Origin of the sequence: Nonomuraea sp. NPDC050680, assembly GCF_040654555.1 — a bacterium.
In the GTDB taxonomy this organism is placed as follows: domain Bacteria; phylum Actinomycetota; class Actinomycetes; order Streptosporangiales; family Streptosporangiaceae; genus Nonomuraea.
Window position 1 is genome coordinate 648,127 of record NZ_JBFAIF010000004.1, and the last position, 22,629, is coordinate 670,755.

13 protein-coding genes are annotated in these 22,629 nt (G+C 69.3%); 5 read left to right on the top strand and 8 right to left on the bottom strand.

The annotated features are described in order from the left end of the window. Window position 1: 1 nt before the first annotated feature. Window positions 2-892, top strand: coding sequence for a carbohydrate ABC transporter permease (locus AB0H88_RS18645; protein ID WP_357645917.1), 891 nt, complete (start codon window positions 2-4; stop codon window positions 890-892). A gap of 98 nt (window positions 893-990) precedes the next feature. Here AB0H88_RS18645 and AB0H88_RS18650 read toward each other — a convergent pair whose 3' ends face one another. From AB0H88_RS18650 to AB0H88_RS18685, 8 genes are all read right to left on the bottom strand, one after another. Continuing rightward, on the bottom strand, window positions 991-3,699 hold the full coding sequence (locus AB0H88_RS18650) for a cellulose binding domain-containing protein (protein ID WP_357645919.1): 2,709 nt from the start codon (window positions 3,697-3,699) through the stop codon (window positions 991-993). Window positions 3,700-3,875: 176 nt separating this feature from the next. Next, window positions 3,876-6,839, bottom strand: a complete 2,964-nt coding sequence (locus AB0H88_RS18655) for a glycoside hydrolase family 3 C-terminal domain-containing protein (protein ID WP_357645921.1) — start codon at window positions 6,837-6,839, stop codon at window positions 3,876-3,878. A gap of 10 nt (window positions 6,840-6,849) precedes the next feature. Then, window positions 6,850-7,662, bottom strand: coding sequence for a carbohydrate ABC transporter permease (locus AB0H88_RS18660; RefSeq protein ID WP_357645923.1), 813 nt, complete (start codon window positions 7,660-7,662; stop codon window positions 6,850-6,852). Continuing rightward, window positions 7,659-8,474, bottom strand: coding sequence for a sugar ABC transporter permease (locus AB0H88_RS18665; protein WP_357645925.1), 816 nt, complete (start codon window positions 8,472-8,474; stop codon window positions 7,659-7,661). The genes AB0H88_RS18660 and AB0H88_RS18665 overlap by 4 nt, the downstream gene beginning before the upstream one ends. 61 nt (window positions 8,475-8,535) lie before the next feature. Continuing rightward, on the bottom strand, window positions 8,536-9,843 hold the full coding sequence (locus AB0H88_RS18670) for an extracellular solute-binding protein (RefSeq protein ID WP_357645927.1): 1,308 nt from the start codon (window positions 9,841-9,843) through the stop codon (window positions 8,536-8,538). Then, window positions 9,840-12,137 carry a TIM-barrel domain-containing protein gene (locus AB0H88_RS18675; RefSeq protein WP_357645929.1) on the bottom strand — a complete coding sequence of 766 codons (2,298 nt, stop codon included), beginning with the start codon at window positions 12,135-12,137 and terminating at the stop codon, window positions 9,840-9,842. The genes AB0H88_RS18670 and AB0H88_RS18675 overlap by 4 nt, the downstream gene beginning before the upstream one ends. Before the next feature lie 307 nt (window positions 12,138-12,444). Beyond that, the gene (locus AB0H88_RS18680; protein WP_357645931.1) at window positions 12,445-15,618 is read right to left on the bottom strand and encodes a S8 family serine peptidase; all 3,174 of its coding nucleotides are present in this window, start codon (window positions 15,616-15,618) and stop codon (window positions 12,445-12,447) included. Window positions 15,619-16,123: 505 nt separating this feature from the next. Next, window positions 16,124-17,134 (bottom strand): LacI family DNA-binding transcriptional regulator, encoded by a 1,011-nt coding sequence (locus AB0H88_RS18685; protein WP_357645933.1) that lies wholly within the window; start codon window positions 17,132-17,134, stop codon window positions 16,124-16,126. Between the two features lie 129 nt (window positions 17,135-17,263). On the opposite strand from AB0H88_RS18685, the gene AB0H88_RS18690 reads away from it, so the two are divergent. The 4 genes from AB0H88_RS18690 to AB0H88_RS18705 are packed head-to-tail and all read left to right on the top strand — an operon-like array spanning window position 17,264 to window position 22,529. After that, complete coding sequence (locus tag AB0H88_RS18690; protein WP_357645936.1) at window positions 17,264-18,625, top strand: extracellular solute-binding protein; 1,362 nt, start codon at window positions 17,264-17,266, stop codon at window positions 18,623-18,625. After that, window positions 18,625-19,539, top strand: a complete 915-nt coding sequence (locus tag AB0H88_RS18695) for a sugar ABC transporter permease (protein WP_357645938.1) — start codon at window positions 18,625-18,627, stop codon at window positions 19,537-19,539. The genes AB0H88_RS18690 and AB0H88_RS18695 overlap by 1 nt, the downstream gene beginning before the upstream one ends. Beyond that, window positions 19,536-20,378, top strand: a complete 843-nt coding sequence (locus AB0H88_RS18700; protein WP_357645940.1) for a carbohydrate ABC transporter permease — start codon at window positions 19,536-19,538, stop codon at window positions 20,376-20,378. Before AB0H88_RS18695 ends, AB0H88_RS18700 begins: the two co-directional genes overlap by 4 nt. 36 nt (window positions 20,379-20,414) lie before the next feature. Further along, window positions 20,415-22,529 (top strand): sugar-binding domain-containing protein, encoded by a 2,115-nt coding sequence (locus tag AB0H88_RS18705; RefSeq protein WP_357645942.1) that lies wholly within the window; start codon window positions 20,415-20,417, stop codon window positions 22,527-22,529. The last annotated feature ends 100 nt before the right edge of the window (window positions 22,530-22,629 follow it).

The window sequence follows — 22,629 nt, forward strand, 5'->3', positions numbered from 1 at the left end:
TATGCCTGCCTGGGCCGAGCGGCCCACCCGGTTCGGCGCGAGCGTCAAGGGGCTGGTGCTGGCCCTCATCGTGGCCGCCGTACTGTTCCCGATCTACATGGTCGTGCTGACCAGCCTGTCCACGCAGGAGGCGGTGTCGAAGGCGGGTGGCCTGGTCACCGTGCCGGGCGAGCTGTCCTTCGCCGCCTACGAGCAGCTGTTCGCGGGCGGGGTGGTGACCCGGTCGATCGGGGTGAGCCTCGGGGTGACCGTGGTCGGTACCCTGCTCAGCCTCACGGTCACGGTCCTGGCGGCCTACGGGCTGTCGCGGCCCGGCTCGCTGCTGCACCGGCCGATGCTCTTCCTCGTGCTGCTGACCTTCCTGTTCGGGCCGGGCATGATCCCGAGCTACCTGCTGGTCAGCTCGCTGGGGCTGATCGACTCGTACTGGGCGCTGATCCTGCCGACCGCCGTCACCGCGTTCAACCTGGTCGTCATGCGGGCCTTCTTCATGAACATCCCGGAGGAGGTCACCGACAGCGCGCGGATCGACGGGGCGAGCGAGTTCCGCATCCTGTGGCGGATCGTGCTGCCCATGTCCAAGGGCGTCACGGCGGTGATCGGGCTGTTCTACGCGGTCGGCTACTGGAACGCCTTCTTCAACGCCACCCTCTACCTCAACGACAACACCAAGTGGCCGCTGCAGGTGGTCCTGCGGCAGTTCGTGCTCCAGGGGCAGTCGATGTTCGTCGGGCAGACGGGCGACACCGCGGTCGGCGGGCACGCGCTGCCGCCGAGCCTGGCGATCCAGATGGCCATCGTGACGCTGGCGCTGATCCCGGTGCTGGTGATCTACCCGTTCGTGCAGAAGCACTTCACGAAGGGCGTCATCATCGGCGCTGTCAAGGGCTGAGCGAGGGAAGGGCCTGTCCCCGGCCCTGACCGAGAGAGGGGCCTGTCCACAGCCCTGACGGAGGGAGGGGCCCGGGAAGGGGCCCCTCCCTCCTGTTGTCAGGCGGGGGTGCAGGTGAGCGTGGTGGGCGGGTCGTTGGTGCTCGTCCAGTTGCCGGTGAAGCCGAACGTGGTGCTCGCACCCGCATCCAGCGCGCCGTTGTAGCCGACGTTGGTGACCTTGACGGCGGCGCCGGTCTGGGTGTGGGCGCCGTTCCAGAGCTGGGTGATGGTCTGACCGTTAGGGAAGGTCCAGCCGACCGTCCAGCCGGTGATGGCGACGGTGCCGGAGTTCTTCACCGTCACCCCGGCCTGGAAGCCGCCCTGCCACTGGCCGCTGGGCGCGTAGGTCGCCGCGCACGCCTTGCCCGGAACCGGCGTCGGCGTGGGCGTGGGCGTCGGGGTGGGCGTGGGAGTCGGGGTCGGTGTCGGGGTGGGCGTCGGAGTCGGGGTGGGGGTCGGGTTGGGGCCGGTACGGTCGCCGTAGATGATGCCGCGGCCGTTGGTGCCGAGGTAGACGCGGCCGTACACGCGGGGGTCACCGGTGAGCGCCTCGCCCATGTTGGCGTACTGGTGCCGGTCGTCGTTGATCCGCACCCACGAGGCGCCCGCGTCGTCGGAGCGGAACAACCCGTGCACGCCGTCGATCTGGCCGACCAGGTAGATGGCCATGTACGAGCCACCGGGCGCCGCCTTGCCGAAGCCGACGTTCTCGGCCGCGGTGACGTTGGCGAGCTTGGTGAAGGTGGCGCCGGAGTCGGTCGAGCGCCACAGGCCATAAGTGGCCGCGGGGTCGTACTTGCCGGTCGACGGGGAGCCGCCGACGAGCCAGACGTGGCCCTCCTTGCCGGGCACGGCCTTGAACTTGACGGTGGTGGCGCCGGTGGGCAACCCGGTGGCGGCGGACTGGGTGAAGGTGGCGCCCGCGTTGGTGCTGACATAGAACTTGCCGCCGGAGTAGCCGTAGAACTTGTTCGGGTTGACCCGGTCGGAGCGCACCTGCGCCTGGGCCGGGATGCCCGTGGCGGCGGTCCATGAGCTGCCCGAGTCGGTGGAGCGGCTCACCGCCGCGCCGGTCGGCGACCACACCGTGGTGCCGGCGTTGGCCGAGATCGCGACGCTGCCGCCCTGGGTGACCCCACCCGGCTCGCTGCTGGCCTGCCACCAGTTGGCGCCGCCGTTGGAGGAGAACCCGATGCGGGTCACCCCGGCCGTGTCGTTGTCGCCGGCGCGGACCATGTTCGACGGGCTGAGCTCGGCGTAGTCCATGCTCCTGGTGGTGACGAGGTTGGGCTGGGTGTACATCATCGGCGGCACGGCGTCGAGGTCGCTGTGCACGAAGCCGCCGATGTCGCCGACCGCCGAGAGCAGCGGCGCCCCGGTCGGCGGGCTGATCAGGTCGAGGACTGCGGTCTCCTCCAGCCCTTCGATGAACGGCTTGATGGTGATCTTGCCGCCGGCGGCGTCCCACTGCTTGAGGTTGGAGGTGCCGTAGATGGTGGCGCCGGTGCCGTACAGCAGCCGGTTGGAGTCGAATGGGTCGATCTCCATCGCCTCGGTCATCCAGCCGAGCTTGGGCGTGATCTCGGGGGGCTGCGGGTTGCCCATGGCCAGCCACGGGTGGGAGGAGACGTCCTGGGTGTAGCGGAGGGTACGGGCGGGGTAGCCGTTCCAGTCCCAGATCCGCGTCCAGGTGGCGCCGCTGTCGGTGCTGCGGAACATGATGTTGTCCGGCCACCACGACACCTGGCTGGCGACCATGATCGTGCTCGGGTTCTGGCGGTCGATGGTCATGCCGCTGAAACCGTAGTAGCGGTCGGCGTCGGGGGTCGGGGTGATCTCGGTCCAGGTGCCGGTGGCGGTGGCGTAGCGCCACACCTCGCCGTCCTCGCCCACGTACGGCCCGCCGGTGTTGCCGGTGGCCAGGTAGAGGTAGCCGTTGACGGCGTCGAGCACGCCCTTGTGCGGGATGTAGCCGGTCGGCTGGCCGGCCACCCGGCTCCAGGTGGCGCCGGCGTCGGTGGAACGGTAGACGTTGTTGTCCTTGTCCGCCACCCCGGCGTAGATCGTCTTGGTGGCGGTGCCGGCCGAGCCGGTGCGCGGGTCGAAGGTGATCCAGGGGATGCCCTGGGTCATCGTGTTGTAGTTGGAGGTGTCGTTCGGGTCCTGGGCGAAGTTGCCGACATTCGGGAAGCTCGTGACCTTGGCCCAGGTGACGCCGTAGTCGGTGCTCTTCCACAGGCCGTTCTTGTTGGCCGTGCCGTAGAAGAGGATGTTGTTCTTGTTCGGGTCGATGACCAGGCGCTCACCCATGCCGCGGCCCGGCATGTTGCCGGAGCCCTTGAACGGCAGCTCGGTGGCGGCCCAGGTGTTGCCCCGGTCGGTGGAGCGCAGGATGGCCCCGTTGTTGGAATCCCAGTCGTTGGTGTACATGCCGGTGGCGACGTAGACCCGGTTCGGGTCGACGGGATCGGTGGCGACGCTGACGCCCCCGACCCAGCTCCATTTGTCCCAGCCGATGCCGTCGAGCAGCGGCGTCCACTTGGTCTTGTCCCAGCGGTAGACGCCACCGATGTCGGTCCGGGCGTAGATGAGGTCCTTCTCCTTCTGGTTGAAGACGATGCCGGGGACGAAGCCGCCGCCGCCGATCTTCACTCCCTTGAAGGCGTACGGATCCGCGGCGACGGCGCCGACCGGCGCCATCCGCACCACCACCATCGCCACGACGACGACGGCCACCGCGAGCAGGCTGAACAACCTTCTTCGCATGAGCGGTTTCCCTCTCCGGGGCCGAACGCCCCACAGCAGCAGATGACCGCCATGCACGACCGGGTACAGGACCCTGCCGTCGCCGCTCCAGCGCACATGGTCGCGAGGTCCCCGAACCTCACTCAGAGGCTCACACAGCCTCCGAGTGAGGTCAATAGTTTGGTTATTAACCAAACTTACTTGGTGAGGGTCAGATCCTTGATCCGCAGGTCTCCCTTGAAGACCAGGTAGAGGTCCCGGACCCCGTCGGCGCCGGACAGCGTCGCCGACGCGGTGCCGTACTGGTAGATCCCGCCGGTGGCCGGGACCGCGACGGTGGCCAGCAGCACGCCCGACGGGGAGCCCGCGCGGACCTCAAAGGAGCCGCCCGCCACCGAGGACACGCCCGCGGTGATGCCGGTGAGTCCCCCGCGCAGATCCGCGTCGGCGAACTTCAGCCAGTCGCCCGCGACCGCCCCGACCGCTTCGCCGCTCTCCTTCGAGGTGTCGACCAGGTCCACACCGGAGTAGTCGTCGAAGTCGATCGCCCGGGTGCTCCTGGTCAGGTCGCGGGGCGGGATCCGCTCGCCGTTCACCTGGAAGCTCGCGCGCTGCCTGATGGCCGAGGAGGAGCCGCCGACCAGGACGTCGTGGGTGGCCGTCTCCACGGTCCACTTGCCGCGGGTGACGTCCCACAGGGCCAGGTCGGCCTTCTTGACGGTCAGCTTCACCGTACGGCTCTCGCCGGGGCGCAGCGTGACGCGGGTGAAGCCGCGCAACTGCTTGACCGGCTGGGTGACACGTGAGCTCCGCTGGTGGGTGTAGAGCTGGACGACCTCGTCACCAGCCCGCGACCCGGTGTTGGTGACCTTGACGGTGACGTCGTAGGAGTCGCCGCGCGGGGTCACCTTCAGGCTCTGGTAGCCGAAGGTGGTGTAGCTGAGGCCGTGGCCGAAGGCGTAGCGCGGGTCGCCCCGGTGGTAGAGGTAGGTCATCCCGGTCTTGGTGATGTCATAGTTCAAGATGTCCGGCAGGTCGTCGGAGCGGTACCAGGTCTGGGTGAGCCGGCCCGCCGGGTTGCGGTCGCCGAAGAGCACGTCGGCCAGGGCGTGCCCGGTCTCGGCGCCCGCGTGGGTGGTCCAGAGCAGGGCCGGGGTGTCCACGTTCATGGTGGTCGGGTAGCTGTCCTCCAGGACGACCACGGTGTTGGGGTTGGCCGCCCGCACGGCCTTGATCAGCTCCTGCTGGCCCTGGCCGAGCGCGAGGGTGGAGCGGTCGTGGCTCTCGCGGCCGTAGACGAACGGGTTGCTGCCGACCACGACCACCGCCGCGTCCGCGTCCTTGGCCGCCGCCGCCGCGGTCTTGGCGCCGCTCTGGACGACCTCCCTGGCGAAGTGCGCCGCGGCGGCCTTCGTCCCGGTGCCGAGCGTGCCGTCCGCGCCGACGGTCACGTAATGCTCGGGGAAGGGCCACCAGCCCTCGTTGACCTCGTAGCCGACGTACTGGATCAGGTACGTGCCGTCCGCCTGGCCCTCCAGCCGGAACTGCTGCTGGACGTACCAGCCGCCGGGAACGTCGGAGTTGGTGACGTATGGCCCGAAGTTGCCGGTGAGCAGCTTGCCGTTGCCCACGTTGCGCAGGGTCGAGACGTCACCGGTCCAGTCGGTCTGGTCCCAGGTCGAGGCCCCGCCGGGCGCGGTGTCCGACACGACCACGTTCTGGCCCGTGGTGCCGGTCGCGGTGACGTACTTGCCGCTGGCCAGGTCCTTGAGCGCGATCCGGTCCAGCGCGTCGGCGCCGGTCACCGCCGCCCGCGCGCCGAGCCGCTCCTTGATGCCGGCCAGCGGCGTCACCTGGTACGGCATGGTGCCGCCGTACCAGTCGCTGAAGAGGGTGTCCTGCAGCGGCCCGAGCACCGCGACCTTCTTCAGGCCGGGCGAGAGCGGCAGCTTCCTGCCGGAGTTCTCCAGCAGGACCATCGCCTCGCCGGCGGTCTGCCGGTTGAGCCGCTGGTTCGCCGCCGAGTTGATCACGTCCTTGGTGATCTTCGCGTACGGTCCGCCGTCGGGATCGAGCTGGCCGAGCCGGATCCTGATCGACAGCACGTGCCGCACGGCCCGGTCGATGTCGGCCACGGTGATCAGCCCTTGGGACAGGGCGGCCTTGATGTTCGCGGTCATCAGGGAAGGGTCGTCGTTGTTGATCGTGAAGCTGTCCAGGCCCGCCTTGAGCGTCGCGGCGACGGCCTCCGGCTTGGTGTCGTAGTAGTGCTCGTACTCCTGCAGCGCGTCCGGCGCCCAGGCGTCGCTCACGTTGTAGAGGTCCTTGGTCGTCCACGAGCGGACGACCGCGTCGAGGTCGGGGTTGACGGTGTTCGGCCGTCCGTTGACCAGGTTGTAGGAGGCCATCACGCCGGTGGCGGCGTCGTTGGAGATGGCCGGCTTGAACGCGGCCTCGTCGTACTCGTGCTTGATCCTCGGCCGCAGGTTGGAGGAGGTCAGGCTACGCAGGTACTCGTTGTTGTTGGCCAGGTAGTGCTTGAGCACCGGCGCGGTCTTGAGGTAGACGGGGTCGTCGCCGGACAGGCCCTTGCCGTAGGCGGTGGAGATGGCGCCGGTCAGCAGCGGGTCCTCCGAGTAGCCCTCCTCGTTGCGGCCCCAGCGGGGGTCGCGCAGCAGGTTGACCACCGGTGCCCACACCTGGGTGCCCCACAGGACCGGGTCGATGGCGTTGTAGCCGCGTACCTCGTCGCCCACGGCCGAGCCGACCCGCTTGATCAGCTCCGGGTCCCAGGTGCTGGCCAGGCCGACGGCCTGCGGGAAGACGGTGCCGCTGGCCATCTTCTGGTTCCAGGCGTCGTTGTGGTCGTTGGACCAGGCGACGCCGTGCAGCGCCTCGGTCCCGGCCTTGAAGTACGGCAGGCCGAGCCTGGGGATGGCCGGCTGCGACTGGTGCAGCAGTGAGATCTTCTCGTCGAGGGTGAGCCGGCCCAGGAGGTCGCCGACGCGCTGGTCGAGCGGCACGGCCGGGTCCTGGTACGGCAGGACCGCCGCGGCATGGCCGGGCGCGGCGTTGACGGGCGCCGCTTGGGCAGGCGCCGCTAGGGCAGGCGCCGCGCCCATGGTGACCGCCAGCAAGGCGGCCGCCAGGAATCGCTTCATTCGGGAGCTCCTACTTGATGGCGCCGACCGTGATGCCTCGGGTCAGCGTCCGCTGGAAGATGAGGAAGAAGGCGACGGCCGGGACGATGCCGAGCAGCGCCGAGGCGCTGGACATGGTGGCGTCCATGTACTTCTCGCCCTGCAGCACGCCGAGGGCGACCGGAACCGTCTGGGTGTCGTTGGAGACCAGGAAGATGAGCGGAAGGAAGAACTCGTTCCAGGTCCAGATGAAGAAGAAGATCACCAGGACCGACAGCGTGGGCCTGCTGATCGGGACGACGATCCGCCACAGCGCCAGGAACCGCCCCGCGCCGTCCATCCGCGCCGCCTCGAGGATCTCCTTCGGGAACTGCCCGAGCACGGCGCTGAGCAGGTAGGTGCCGAAGGCGGCCTGGATGACGGTGAACACGATGATCACCGACAGCTTGGAGTCGTACAGGCCGGCTGCCTTGGCCAGGTAGTAGAGCGGGTAGGCCAGTGACTCCTGCGGCAGCGTGTTGGCCACCAGGAACAGCACGAGGATCCACAGCCGGCCGCGTACCCGGCCGATGCCGAGGGCGTAGGCGTTGAGCACCGACAGCACCACGGCGAGCACGGCGACGGAGCCACTGATCACGAGGCTGTTCAGGAGCTTCTCGCCGAAGTCGACCCGGGTCCAGAACGCGATGATCCCGTCCAGGTCCAGGCCCTGCGGCGGGCTGAGCGGGCTGCCCGCCGAATACTCGGCGGGCGTCTTGAAGGCGTTGAAGGTGACGATGACGAACGGGAACAGCATGACGACGGCGAGCACCGTCATCGCGGCCAGGATCGGGTAGCGCCTCACGACTCTCGCTCCTGGACCCGCAGGAAGGCGAAGGTCACCACAACGATGATCAACGCCAGGATGGTGGCGATGGCCGAGCCGTACCCGACGTTGGACTTCTGGAAGAAGTTCAGATACGAGAAGTACGAGGGCACCATCGTGGCGTTGGCCGGCCCGCCCCTGGTGAGCACGAAGATCGGCCCGAACACCTTGAGTGCGGCGATCGTGCACGTCAGCAGCACGACGAAGATCTCAGGACGGATCTGCGGGATCGTGATGTGCCAGAACCTGCGCCACCACGAGGCCCCGTCGATCTCCGCCGCCTCGTGCAGGGCCGGGTCGGCCCGCTGCAGCCCGGCCATGAAGATGACGACCGGATAGCCGAGCTGGAACCACACCATCACCGCCATCACGGTGGCCAGCGCGAAGTCGGGATCGCCGAGCCAGTTGACCTTCAGCCCGAAGATCTGGTTCACCGCGCCATAGGTCGGGTGCAGCATCCAGCCCCACACCACTCCGGCCACCGCGACGGGCAGCACCTGCGGCAGGTAGTAGGCCGCCCGCAGGGCCGAGGCCGTACGGGGGCCGAACCTCTTGCCGATGTAGTCGAACAGCGCGGCGGCCAGCACCAGCCCGATCACCGTGGGGATGATCGCCATCGCGACGATCAGCCCCACGTTGTTGCGGAAGGACGTCCAGAACCGCTCGTCCGCGAACAACCGGACATAGTTCTGCAGACCGATCCAGGTGGGTGTACCCACCCCTGACCAGCGGGTGAAACTCGTCGCGACATTCATCACGAACGGCACGACGATGACCGCGGTGAACAGCACCGCGCTGGGGATCAGGTAAGGCCAGTAGCCTCGCTCTGCTCTGCTTCTGGTCGCCGACGCTCTAGTTGCCAAGGTCGGCGAGGTTCTCGTTGTACGGCTGGGCGATCTCGTCGAGGACCTTCGCCGGGGGCTTGCTGCCGTTGATGAGGTTCTGGACGCCGGCCACGAGGACGTCGTAGTAGCCGGGGGCGGGCCAGTCGGGGTAGAAGGCCAGCTGGTCCTGCGAGGTGAGCTTGTTGAAGTTGTCGATGAGCTCCTTGCTCTTGGGATCGGTGATGGCGGCCGGGTCGGCCGCGACGGGGACGCCGCCGGAGTTGCCGAGCAGGTTCTGGATCTCCTTGCTCATCGTGATGTCGATGAAGTCGTAGGCCAGGTCCTTGTTCTTGGACTTCTCGGGGACGACCCAGATGTTGCCGCTGGAACCGGGGGCGAGCTGGTTGCCGGGCCACAGGAACGAGCCCCACTCGAACTTCTTGATCTCCGTCTGGAACCGGCCGTACCACCAGCTGCCGGACACCATGATCGGGAACTTGCCGCCGATGAACGCGGTGGCCATGTCCTCGGCCTTGATCCCGGCCGAGTCCTTGGCGATGTAGCCCTTCTTCACCCAGTCGGCCAGCGTGTCGGCGGCGTAGGTGAGCTCGGGGCCGTGGAAGTCGACCTTGCCCTTGTAGAGCTCGTAGGAGTCGACCCATGCCCGGTTGGCCTTGCTCAGCGCGAGCAGGTAGAAGATCTGCTGGGCGGGGTATTCGGCGCCGGCGGTGGAGATGGGCGTGACGCCGGCCTTGGCGAACTTGTCCAGCGCGGTGGTGAACTCCTCGAACGTCGTCGGCACCGTGACGCCGTTCTTCTTGAACAGGTCCTTGTTGTAGTAGACCATCACGTACTCGCCGTAGTTCGGCACCCCGAACCACTTGCCCGAACCCATGATGCCCCGCTCGTCATACTTGGCGGTGGTCTGCAGGCTGGCCGAAAGCAGCTTGTCCCAGCCGCGCTTGGTCGCCTGCTCCGACAGGTCCGTCAGCAGGCCCTGCTTCGACAGCAGTCCGGCGGTGGCGTTGCCCTTGTTGTACTCCATGACGTCGGGCGCCTCGTCGGAGTTGAGCACCATGCTGGCCGTCTTCTGGATCTGCTCGAAGCCCTTCTCCTCGAACTTCACCGTCACGCCCGGGTGGGTCGACTCGAACTTCTTGATCGCCTCCGCCCAGGCCTTGCCCATCGCGCCCTCGGCGCTCTCGTAGTGCCACAGTTTGAGCACGCGCGGCTGGCCGCTCGCGGCGGGCTGCTGCCCGTCCGAGCCGGAGCCGCAGGCGGTCAGGGTCAGTGCCGCGACGGCGAGCGCCGCCGCGGCACTTCTCAGTTTGATCATGGTGTCTCCTGGGAGGTGATGATCGCCCGGACCGGGGCGCCCGCCACAGGGGCGAACTCGACCCCGGCGACCCGTTTCGGACCGGTGACGGTGACGTGCAGGGTGTCGCCGTCGCGGGTGGCCTCGACGACGGTCTCGCCGTCGAGGTCGTGGACCGTGCTACGGCTGTCGCCGCCCCCGAAGGCGACAAGGGTGATCTCCGAGGGGACGTCCACGGTGTCCCCAGGCGTGGTGACCGGGATGAGCGCGCCGTACCGGACGAACAGCGGGATCCGCTCCAGCGGCGCCGAGACCGCGCGGTAGCGCCCGCCCTCCAGCAGCTCCCCGCTCCAGTAGTCGACCCACCGGCCCTCGGGCAGGTACACCTGCCGGGTGCCGTCGGGCGTGGTCATGGGCGCGACCAGCAGGTCGCGGCCGAGCAGATACTCCAGGTCGGCCTGCCAGGCGACCGGGTCGCCCGGATGGTCGACGCACAGCGCCCGCATCATCGGCGCGCCGGTCCGCGCCGCGTCCACGGCCGCCGAGTAGAGGTAGGGCATGAGCCGGTACCTCAGCCGCAGCGCGGCCACCGCCTCGGCCTCCACCGCGGGGAACTCCCACGGCTCGCGGCTGGTGGTGCCGTGCAGCCGCAGCAGCGGGGACAGCGCGCCGAACTGGGTCCAGCGGACGTAGAGGTCGTCGGCCGGGCGGCCGGTGAAGCCGCCCGCGTCGTGGCTCCAGAACGGCACGCCCGACAGGCCGTGGGCCAGGCCGCCGCGTAGCGTGCTGCCCATCGCCGGGTAGCTGGTGAAGGTGTCGCCACCCCACTGGGCCGAGTGCCGCTGGCCGCCCAGGAACGACGAGCGGGCCCAGACCAGGCCATGCCCGTGGATCTCGCGGGTCACCTCGGCGACGGCGTCGTTGAACAGCAGCGTGTAGACGTTGTGCAGGTCGGTGCCGGTCATGCCGTTGAAGGCCGTCGCGTCGTGCGGCACGCCCTCGGCGAAGTCGGTCTTGAACGCCTGCGCGCCCTGCTGGAGCAGGGGGCGGAGCAGCCCCTGGAACCAGGTGACGGCGGCCGGGTTGGTGAAGTCGACGATGCCGCAGGCCGGGTAGGACCCGTGCCAGCAGTCGGCGACGTACGCCTCGCCATCCTTATTTTTCAGGAAATATCCGGCTTCGGCGGCTTGGGGGAATGCTGGGCTCAGGTGGGAGATGTAGGGGTTCATCCAGAGGCAGACCTTGAAGCCCATCCCGTCGAGCTCGGCGAGCATCCCGGCCGGATCAGGGAAGCGGGTCTCGTCCCAGCGCAGGTCCGACCAGTGGCCGTCGGTCTGCCAGTAGGTGTCCAGGTGCAGGACGTCGCACGGTATGCCGCGCTCGCGGATCTTCCGGGCCCGCGTCATGACCCGCTCCTGGCTGTCCACGAAGAAGCCCGAGGAGATCCAGGTGCCGAACGCCCACTTCGGCGGCAGCGCCGGACGGCAGGTCAGCCGGTCGTAGCGGTCGAGGATCTCGGGCGGCGTCGGCCCGGCGATCACGTAGTAGTCGATCAGGTCGTCGGGGACGACGATCTGCACGACGCTGTGCGTGGACTGGCAGACGTCGAACTCCGTCGGCGCCCCGCTGTCGACGACGATGCCGTATCCCCTGCTCGACTGGTAGAAGGGCACGTTCTTGTAGGCGCGCTGCGACTCGGCGCCGAAGGCGTCGAAGTTCCACATGACGGGCCGCTGGCCGCGCTTGTCGAGCGGGGTGAACGACTCCCCGAACCCGGTGAACGCCTCGTCGGCCGGCGCGGCGAAGCTCTCGTGGTAGGCCACCGTGACGCCGTCGGCGTGGGAGCGCCCGAACGGCAGCGTGCGCAGCCGCCCGCTGATGTCGGTGTGCCCCCGGTCCTGCTCCACCAGCGTGGCGCCCGCCGCGTCGGTGAACCGCAGCCGCCACGGGTCCAGAGTGATCTCCGCGCGCAACGAGCCCGCGTCGATGGTCAGCCCGCCGGGCCCGGTCTCCACCCGGGCTCCGGCGTACGTGCCCGGCGTCACCAGGGAGGTCGCCCGGGCCGAGCGGGTGCGGGCGTCCGCGTCCTGGCCGAGCCGGACCCGGATCACTCCCTCGCCCGCCACCCGCACCTGTACGACCAGGCTCTCCTCCGCCGAGGTGATGCCCTTCAGCGTCACCCCGGAGTCGTCCACGGCCACCGGCTCGGCGGCGGTCAACGCGGACAGGCCCTGTTCGCCCCGCGTACGGACCGGCAGCTCCGGCGGGTCGGCGACAAAGTACTCGTGCGCGACCAGGGGCGGGCGGTAGGGCATGAAGGCTCCTTCAGGTGACCGGCACGACTTCGCGAGTTAGTTTTCCGTTCCAACGAACAAACGTCAACGGTTATTAGTTTAGATGCCAGCCAAACAAAGGAAGGAGGCGTGACGGCGTCGGAGAGCGCTCGGGGGGCTCGCCTCTGGTCCTGCCACCCCCGCCAGCTCGCCGTCGGCGAGATCTTCATCCACGAGCCGCCGCCTGACAGGACACCGCCCGCGCTCCGCCACGGCCGACCCCGCCGAAGCGGCGGGGATTCCCAGGCCCGGTCGATGAGGGCCGGGCCTGGGTGGGCGTGGTCGCCGGTCAGCCGATGGCGTAGGCGCGGATGATCGTCTGGGTCAGTCCGATGCCCTCCGTGTCGGTCACCGCCGCGCGGAGCGCGACAAACCCGGCCTTACCCGGGTTCGGCACCATGGCGGACCAGCCCGAGCCGGTGCGGACGACCGGGATCCTGCGCCAGTTCGCGCCGTCGTCGACGGACATCTCCAACCGGACCGACTTCGCCTTCACCGGCGCGGACCCGGAGTCGCGCTCGATCCGGATGGGCAGGCGGGTCACACTGCCCGGCTTGGCGCGGTTCGACGCGTCCAGGCCCTCGGGGCTGTAGCGGACCGCGGTCAGCGGCAGCGGCTGCTCCGTGGCCGTGGTCGCGGACGGGAACGACCACACGGACTCCACGCCGGTGGACAGCGCCGAGTGCGGGACCTGCCTGCGCATCGACGCGGTCAGCGTGTACGAACCGCGCCCCGAGGGAAGGTCGGCGCGCAACTGGCACTTTTCCTGCTCGTAGACCCAGCAGCCGGCGAGGTCGGCCTTGGCCAGCACCTGCCCATCCTTGGCGAGGATGGCGACGCCGGTGGCGGCGGTGTCCGACCCCGTCCTGCCTGCGCCCCCGTCGGAGAACAGCCCCACTCCGGAGAAGGTCAGCTTGTCGCCGGTACGGTCGCCGCCCGGCAGCAGAAAGGCCGGCCCGGTGACCGCGCCGTTCCAGACCTCGCTGGTCTGGCCGCGCTTCATGAGCCTGCCGCCGTCGAACATCAGCGAGGTGCCGACCTGAAGCCCGCTCTCATAGATCAGCCCGGGGGTGCGGTAGTGGATGAGCGTGCCGGGCAGAGCGATGTCGTCGACCAGGGACGACAGGGACGAGCCGGGGAAATCAGGCATGCGCAGTCCAGCCATCGGCATGCCCGTGGCCGCCACTCCTGAGGCCCGGTTGGTCGCGGTGACCTTCGCCAGATCCTGCTGCCTGACGTTGTCAACAGGATCCTCGGGGAGGCCGTCGGTGCGGTGGTCGACGATTTGGTAGACATACGGGCTGGGAGACGCGTCCTTGCTGAGCCACCTGGTCTCCACGCCGTAGGTCAGACCTGCCTGGCGCCTGGGAACGACGAAGAGTCCGTTGTTGACATCGCCATTAGTCGACCACCAGGAGTTCCATGCGCCGTGGGTCAGCCCGAGGGCGTAACCGCGCTGAAGTTCAGCGCTCGGATCGTCAAGCGTGATCTTGGCCGCCTTGCCCTGGCGCGCGTCCACCGTCAGCTTCTCGTCGCCGCCGTCGATCTTCAGCGCGGGGTCGGCGATCGTCGAGACCCACTTCCCGTCGATCTTCTCCACGATCTCGGCGTAGACGCTCCAGTCGCCCTCGGGCAGTCGTACCTTGGCCACACCGTCCCGGAAGGCCGGCTGGTGCACGGCTCCGGTCCTCGCGTCGTAGATCTGGCTCTCCCGGGGATTGATGGGCCGGCCCTGCTTGCCGACGGCGGTGATCGTGACGTCGTAGGACTCGGGCTCGACGTAGGCGCCGGCCAGCGTGCGGATCACCGTCTCGCCCGACCTGGCGATGACCGTTCCCGGGTAGTCGCCCGGCGCCTTGCCACCGGCGTCGATGGTGAGCGTGACCGAGGCCTCGCCCTTGGCCGGGACCGTGACCTGGTCGGCCGGCAGCTTCAGCACCTCGCCCTGAGCCGACAGGTCGAGGGTGACCGGAGCGTCGCTCGCGTTGGCGTACGTGATCGTTTTGGTCGTCACCCGCTCGCCGGCGGCGTTCCAGGGGAAGGCCGCCCAGATGTTGCCCTGCGCGGCCACGACCTGCTGCTTCAGCGCGCGCACCAGGTCGATCAGCCCGGCCCCCTGCTGATAGAGCGTCGTGCCCTGAGCGGGCGCGGCGCTGCCGATCAGCGCGGCCTTGAGCTGCGCGCCCGTCCACTCCGGGTGCCGCTGGGCCAGGATCGCCGCCGCTCCCGCCACGTGCGGGCTGGCCATCGAGGTGCCGCTGAGCGGCCGGTGGAGGCCGTCGGCGGTGCCCGCGGCGGCCGCGGCGACGATGTTCACGCCCGGCGCGGTCACCTCGGGTTTGATCGCGTGGTCGCTCACTCGCGGCCCAGGGCTGGAGAATTCGGCCAGGCTGCCCTTCTTGTCCACCGCGCCCACGGTCAGCGCCGCCTCAGCGCTACCGGGACTGCTCACCCGGCCGCTGGCGCCGCCATTTCCCGCCGCCGCGACGAACAGCGTGCCGGTCCGCTCAGAAAGCGTGTTGACAGCCTGCTCCAGTGGATCCAGATCGAGCGCGTCCACGTCGCCGAAGCTCATGTTGACGACTTTGGCCTTGATCTCGACGGCGGCCCACTCCATGCCGGCGAGGATGGCCGAATCGGTCGGGCCCGCGGGACCGCCCACCTTCCCGATGGCCAGCTTCGCCTCCGGCGCCACGCCGCGATACTTCTCATCCCTGCCCGCTACGATCGAGGCGACATGGGTGCCGTGGCCGAGGGTGTCGCGGATGTCGGGGTCGTCGCTGAAGTTGCGCTCCTGTTGTACCGCGTCCTTCAGGTCCGGATGGTCGGGGTCGTAGCCGGAGTCGAGGACCGCGACGGTGACGCCCTTGCCCGTCATGCCCTGCTGCCACGCCTGCGGGGCGCCGATCTGCTTGACGCTCTCGTCCAGTGAGAACGACCTGCGGCCGTCCAGCCACAGCTTGGTACGGCCCGCCGTCAGGGCGCGGGCACCGCCGCCCGTCAGGTCCTTCCAGGTCTGGGCGGCGTTCGCCTTCGGCACGCGCGCCGCGCTCATCCCGAGGCTGGATAACTGCCGGACCCGCTGGGCGCCCTGCGGTGCGACGGCCTGCCCAGCGGTCCCTTGCGAGATCACGGGTATGTCGGGGGTGTCGGCGTCACCGTACTTCCAGGCCAGGAGCTGAGTGACGTCGAACAGCCGCCGGTCCAGCACACCCTGGGCGATCAGCGGCGTGGCGTCGGCGGGTATCACGTACAGGTGGCCTCCGAGCACCTGGCTCGTGAAGTCCGTCTGCCTGCCGGGACCGGGCTCCACACGGTGCCCCGGCCCGGTGACGACGACCCGGTCACCGGTGATCAGGGTCACCCCGTTCTCCTGCTGAGGCGGGGCCTGCAGGGCCCACGCCGGCGTGACGCCGATTGCTCCCGCCGCGAGAGCGGCAATGAGCGACTTGCCTAAATTCACGGTCTACCTCATAGACGTAGGTTGATGATCTTCTCCTCTACTATTCGCCGAAAGGCGCATGCATCTTCCCGATCACAAAACTTCGTGCCGTCTGGGGGAAGCACAGCGAGACGCCCGGCGAGGGGTTTCCCAGCCGAGCGTCTTTTTGAGCGGGGCGTAAAGCTCAACGGCGGTGGCGGCGACGACGGCGCGCAAGCGCCGCTCCGTTGCTATCACTGGACAGACCCGGAGGCTCAGGGTAAGGCGGGCGGATCATGCCGAAGAAGCACAAGATAGACATGGTGTTCTCCGTGGGATTCTGGTGTCAGCGGGGACGGATGCTGCCCCCGCTCTCCAAGGTAGAACACCGCGAGCGCCCCCATCCTGCCCCGCGAAAGGGCTTGTGACTTGGATTTTCATCTCCGGCGCCCATGCAGAGACCCAAGCCTCGGCACCGTCCACCGCGCTTTGCGCCGCGAGGATGTCGTTGTGGCGTTCCGACCCCGATAGGAAAGACTACGCCCGCTCAGAGAGCGGTGCTCTCCCGGACGATGAGGCGGTGGGGGACGACGATCTCCGACGGCGTGGGCGCCGAGCCGTTGATCGACTCGATGAGGACGCCCACCGCCAGCCGGGCGATCTCCGCCTTGTCCGGGGCGACCGTGGTGAGGCTGGGCGTGCTGTACTGGCCTTCTTCGATGTCGTCGATGCCGACCACCGCGACGTCCTCCGGGATGCGGCGCCCGGCCCTGTTCAGGGCGCGCATCGCGCCGAGGGCGAGCAGGTCGTTGTAGCAGAACACGGCGTCGGGCGGGTCGGGCAGCGCGAGCAGGCGCTCCATCGCCTCCAGGCCCATACGCCGGTGGAAGCGCGGGGTCGGGACGATGAGCCGCTCGTCGACGTCCAGGCCCATCCGGGCGTGCGCCTGCCGATAGCCGGACGTGCGCAGCTGCGCGGTCTCGCCGGTCGCGTACGGCTGGTCGCCGATAGCGGCGACGCGGCGGCGGCCCTGCTCCAGCAGGTGCCCGGTGGCCGTACGGGCGGCGGCCACGTTGTCGATGGCGACGTGGTGGAAGCTGCCGTTGAAGATGTGCTCACCGAGCAGCACGATCGGCACCCGGTTGCCCCGGCCGCGCAGCTCCTCGGCGGAGATGGCCAGCGGGCTCAGCAGCAGGCCGTCGAACAACGTGGCCCGCGAGTCACGGGCCAGCAGTTCCCGCTCCCGCTCGGCGTCGCCGTCGGTCTGGTCGACCATCACCACGTAACCATGCGCCCGCGCCGCGGTGATCACCTCGCGCACCAGCTCGGCGAAGTAGGGGACGTCCAGCTCGGGGACGACCAGGCCGATCATCCCGGTACGGCCCTGCTTGAGATTGCGGGCGATCAGGTTGGGCCGGTATCCCACCTCGTCCAGCACGACCTGGACCCGGGCCCGCAGCTCGTCGGAGACTGGCGCGTAGCCGTTGACCACGTTGGACACCGTGCGGATCGAGACGTTCGCCCGCTTGGCGACGTCACGCAACGTTGGACGGGCCATGTTCCTCCTCTGCGGTTGCTGTGATCATAACTCACGCTTGCATCGTTGCAGAGGAGTATGCATGATGTCTGCATCGTTGCAGAGCATTCACCAAGCAGGCTGCGCCGTACCCCCGCCCGAGGAGTAGAGATGTCCACACCCGCCATGGCCCGCCGCGGCTTCCTCAAGGGAGCGCTCGGAATCGGCGCGCTGGCCGCGGCCGGCGCCTGCGCTCCCGGCGGCGGCACCAGCGCGGCACCGAGCAAGCTGGCCAAGCCCACCGCCTCGGCGTCCACGTCCGCCAAGGGCGAGATCACGATCTGGAACCGCTCCGGCGACCTGTTCAAGGTGTTCGACGCGGCGATCGGCAAATTCCGGGAGGCCTATCCCGGGGTCAAGGTGAACCACCTGGCCGTCGACATCGACGCCAAACTGGCCAACACCCTGATCAGCGGCACCGACGTGCCGGACGGCAGCTTCTGGGACGACGCCAAGATCGGCGGCCAGTCCGAGCACCTGTACGACCTGACCGACCTGATCGCCCCCTACCGCGACAAGGTCGCCCCGTACAAGCTGTCCGTCAACACCGTCGGCGGCAAGATCTTCGGCGTGCCGTGGGACCTGGACCCCGGCCTGCTCTGGTACCGCGAGGACATCCTGCAGGACGCCGGCGTCGACCCGGCCGGAATCGGCACCTACGACGACCTGCTGACCGCGGCCCGGACAATCAAGGAGAAGGACCCGAAGACCAAGCCCATCCACCTGGACAAGAACCCGTTCCTCGGCCAGCTCTGGCTGGAGATGCTGGCCAACCAGCAGGGCACGAGCCTCGCCGACGCACAGGGCAAACTCCGGCTGGAGTCGCCGGAGTACCGGCGGACCCTGGGCTGGATCCAGGAGGCGGTCAAGGGTGATCTGGTCACCCATGCGCCCTACCTGGAGGCGGCCGACATCAACACCCTCGACAGCGGGCAGCAGGTGTTCGTCCCGTGGGCGATCTGGTGGTCGTTCGCGCCGCAGCAGCTGCTCAAGGCCACCAAGGGCAAGTGGCGGGCCGCCCCCCTGCCCGCGTGGACGCCCGGCGGCGCCCGCAGCGGCGCCATGGGCGGCAGCAGCTTCGTCATCCCCGCCAAGGCGAAGAACCCGGAGCTGGCCTGGCTGCTGTATGAGTTCCTGTGCTTCACCGAGCCCGGCTGCACCGCCGTCTACGGCCCCAACAGCATCTACCCCGGCGGCCTGTCCACCTCCGTGCCCTCCTTCACCCCGGCACTGAAGGCGGACAAGCCGCTGTTCAAGCCGATCGACGCGCTCGGCGGCCAGGACCTGTGGAAGGTCGCCGTCGAGGCCGCCGCCACCATCCCGGCCGCCGCGCCGATTCCCGTGTGGTGGGCGCAGTCCGTGGACTATCTCGGCGACAACACCCAGCGCCTGATCGAGGGGAAGATGTCCCCCGACGACGTGATCGCCGAGTCGGCCAAGAAGATCCAGCGCAACCTGATCGACCGGGCCTGATGTCGAGTCTCACCGCCACGACGGCCGCGCGGGCCGCCACCGGCTCGCGGCGCCTGCCCCGGCTGTCCCCGTACCTGTTCATCGCGCCGTTCTTCGCGGTCTTCGCGGCCTTCGGCGTCTATCCGCTGGTCTACGCGCTGCGCCTCAGCCTCACCCGCTGGCGCGGCGCGGGCGAGGCCACCTGGGTCGGCGTGGGCAACTACGTCTACCTGCTGACCAACCCCGACTTCTGGGCCTCGCTCGGCAACAGCGCGGTGATGTGGCTGCTGATCGTGCCGGTCCAGGTCATCGCCGGGCTGGGCGCGGCGGTGCTGCTGGCCAACGCGCGGCTGCGGCTGCGCGGGCTGTTCAGGGTCGCCTTCATCGCGCCCTTCGTGACGCCGCTGGTGGCCATGGCGCAGGTGTGGATCGTGGTGTTCGACGAGGACTACGGGCTGGTCAACCACGTGCTCGGGCTGGTGGGCCTGCCCGCCGTCGGCTGGCTGACCTCCACCGCGTGGGCCAAGCCGACGCTCGCGCTGCTGTTCCTGTGGAAGACCACCGGCTTCGCGATCATCATCCTGCTCGCCGGGCTGCAGGCCGTACCGGGTGCCGTGTACGAGGCCGCCTCGATCGACGGCGCCTCCCGGTGGCGGCAGTTCTGGTCGCTGACCGTGCCGCTCGTCCGGCGCAGCATCGCCTTCCTGGTGGTCGTGCAGACGCTGGCGGTCTTCCAGATGTTCGCCGAGCCGTACGTGGTCACCGAGGGCGGCCCCTACGGCTCCACCACCACGGCCGGCCTCTACCTCTACGACCACATCTCGGCATCCGACCTGGGCACCGGTGCCGCCAACTCCTTCCTGCTGGTGCTGCTGGTGTTCGGCCTCTCGCTGGGCGCGGTCCGGCTGCTGCGCCCGAAAGAGGAGGTCTCATGAAGCAGGCCCGGCCCGGTCCGGTGCAGTACGTGGTGCTCGCGCTGCTCGCCGTCGCGTTCCTGTACCCGATCTGGTGGGCGCTCAGCTCCTCGCTCAAGCCCGCCGCCGAGATCATCACCAGCCCGCTGTCGGTGGGCGGTCCGACGCTGGACAACTATCGGGCGATGTTCGCCGACGTGCCGATCGGCACCGGCTTCGTGAACACCGCGCTGGTCCTGGCGGTCAAGGGCGCGATGACGATGGTGTTCTGCCCGCTGGCCGGCTACGCCTTCGCCAAGTACACCTTCCCCGGCAAGAACGCGCTGTTCGGCGTGGTGATGCTCACGCTGATGCTGCCGACCCTGGTGCTGATCATCCCGCTGCTGCTGGAGATGAGCTCGCTGGGCTGGGTCAACACCTACCAGGCGCTGATCCTGCCGGGCAGCGTCGACGCCTTCAGCATCTTCTGGATGCGCCAGGTCATCGCCGCCATCCCGGACGAGCTGCTCGACGCCGGGCGGGTGGACGGCGCGAGCGAGTTCGGGGTCTTCGTCCGGGTCGTCATCCCGGTGATCCGGCCCGGCCTGGCCGCGCTGGCCGTGCTGACCACCATGAACATCTACAACGACTTCGTCTGGCCGGTCGTCGCCGTCAACGACACCGCGCACCAGACGGTCCAGGTGGTGCTGTCGACCCTGGCGCAGAACGTCACCGGCAACCGCGTCGGCGCCGACTTCGCCACCGTCTGGGGTGAGCTGCTCGCCGCCGGCAGCATCGCCATGCTGCCGCTGCTGGTGATCTTCATCCTGCTGCAGCGCCACTTCATCAGCGGAATCCTCGCCGGCAGCGTCAAGGGCTGACCGGGCACACCTTCTCATGATCGGAGCACCCTTCCAATGACGCCGCGTGCGGAATACCCGCGCCCCCATTTCGACCGGTCGCACACCTGGTCGAGCCTGAACGGCGAGTGGGACTTCCGGGCCGACGCCGACCAGGGCTGGGACCGGACCATCCGGGACCGGACCGTCTGGGACCGGACCATCACCGTGCCGTTCGCCTGGGAAACCCCGGCGTCCGGCATCGAGGCCCACTGGCTGCCGGTGGCCTGGTACCGCCGCCGGGTCACCGTCCCCGCCGGCTGGGCGGGGCAGCGGATCGTCCTCCACTTCGGGGCCGTGCACCACGAGGCCACCGTCTGGGTCAACGACACCGAGGTGGCCCGCCACGTGGGCGGTTACACGCCGTTCGAGGCGGACATCACCGACGCGCTGCGCGAGGGCGAGCAGGAGATCGTGGTGCGGGTCTCCTCCCCCGCCGACAAGCGGGAGATCGCGCACGGCAAGCAGCGCAGCATCCCGCGTGACGACTTCGACGGCGTGTGCTTCACCCCTTCGTCGGGCATCTGGCAGAGCGTCTGGCTGGAGGCGCGGCCCGCCACCCACCTGGCCGCGCTGAAGCTGCGTCCGGCCGAGGGGCTGGACGGCATCGAGGTCGAGGCCCGCGTCGAGGGCCCGGCTCCGGCGACGCTCCGGCTGAGCGTGCGCGGCCAAGCAACGACGGTGGAGGTCCCGGTCTCCGGCGGCACCGCCCCCACCGCGCCGCAGACCGATGGCGGCACCGGTGGCCGTGTCGCGCGGGCCGTGCTGCCGATCGCCGAGCCGCGCCTGTGGTCGCCCGAGGACCCGCACCTCTACCACGTGGACGCCGAACTGGTCTCGGCCGACGGCACCGACCGGGTCACCGGCTACACCGGGCTGCGCCGGATCGAGGTGTCCGGCGAGGACCTCTACCTCAACGGCCACCGCCTGTTCGTACGCGGCGTGCTGGACCAGGGCTACTGGCCGCGTACCGGCATCACCGCGCCCGACGACGCCGCGCTGCGCCGCGACCTCGAGCTGGCCGCCGCCGCGGGCTACAACCTGGTGCGCAAGCATCTCAAGCTGGAGGATCCGCGCTTCGTTCACCATGCCGACACGCTCGGCATGCTGATCTGGGCCGAACCCGCCGCCACCGGCCGGTTCTCGGCGGAGTCGGTCGCCGCCTTCGAGGCGCAGATCGCCCCGATGGCCGAGCGCGACGGCAACTCCCCGGCGATCGTCATCTGGGGCCTGTACAACGAGGAGTGGGGCCTGGACTGGGACATTCCCGGCGACCCGGCCAAGCAGGACGCCGCGGCCCGCGCGTACGACCTGCTCAAGGCCCTCGACCCGACCCGGCCCGCGGTCGACAACTCCGGCTGGGCGCACGTGAAGACGGACCTGCTCGACTGGCACTACTACGACGAATCGGCCGCCTCCTGGGGCCGGACGATCGCCGCGCTGCTGAACGGTGACCAGGACGACTTCCCCGTCCCGCTCGGTCCCGACTACGTGGTCCGCAAGAAGCTGGCCGGGACGCCGGCGCAGCCGCTGCGCGGTCTGCCCAACCTGAACAGCGAGTACGGGACCGGCTTCACCAGCGTGCAGCGGGGCTGGCAGTTGCGCTGGCAGACCCAGGAGATGCGACGCCACGACCGGCTGGCCGGCTACGTCTACACCGAGATGTACGACATCGAGCATGAGTCGGCCGGGCTGCTGGACTTCGAGCGCCGCGCAAAGGACCTGGCCGGGGTGGATCCGGCGCACGTCAACGCCACGACGACGCTCGTCCTGGACGTGGTCCCCGTCGCCCCCGGCCGTGACCTGCTCAGCGAGAGCGGGCGGGTCACGGTCCCGGTCCGGATCTCCCATCACGGCAAGGACTCCGTCAGCGGTCACCTGCACACCGCCTGGTCCCCCGTCTTCGGCCCCGCGCCCGCGCGACCGGGGACGGCCGGGGAGCGGGCCGAGGCCAAGCCGTTCCTGCTCGGCGCGCCCGCCGAGGTCCACGCCGAACTGCCCGACGGCTGGACCAGCGGCCGCCTGCACATCGCCCTCGTGTCGGACGACGACACCGTCCTGGCCCGCTCCGCCGTGGACGTGGACACCCACACCGCCCCGGTCATCGGCGACGACCCCCAGGCCCGCCCCTGAACGTCCCGCAGGCCCGGCCCTGAGCACACCCGGAATCTGAGCACACCCGGAATCGGCTTCCGAACGTCCCGGTGAGATCCGCTCACCAGGCCCCCACCCC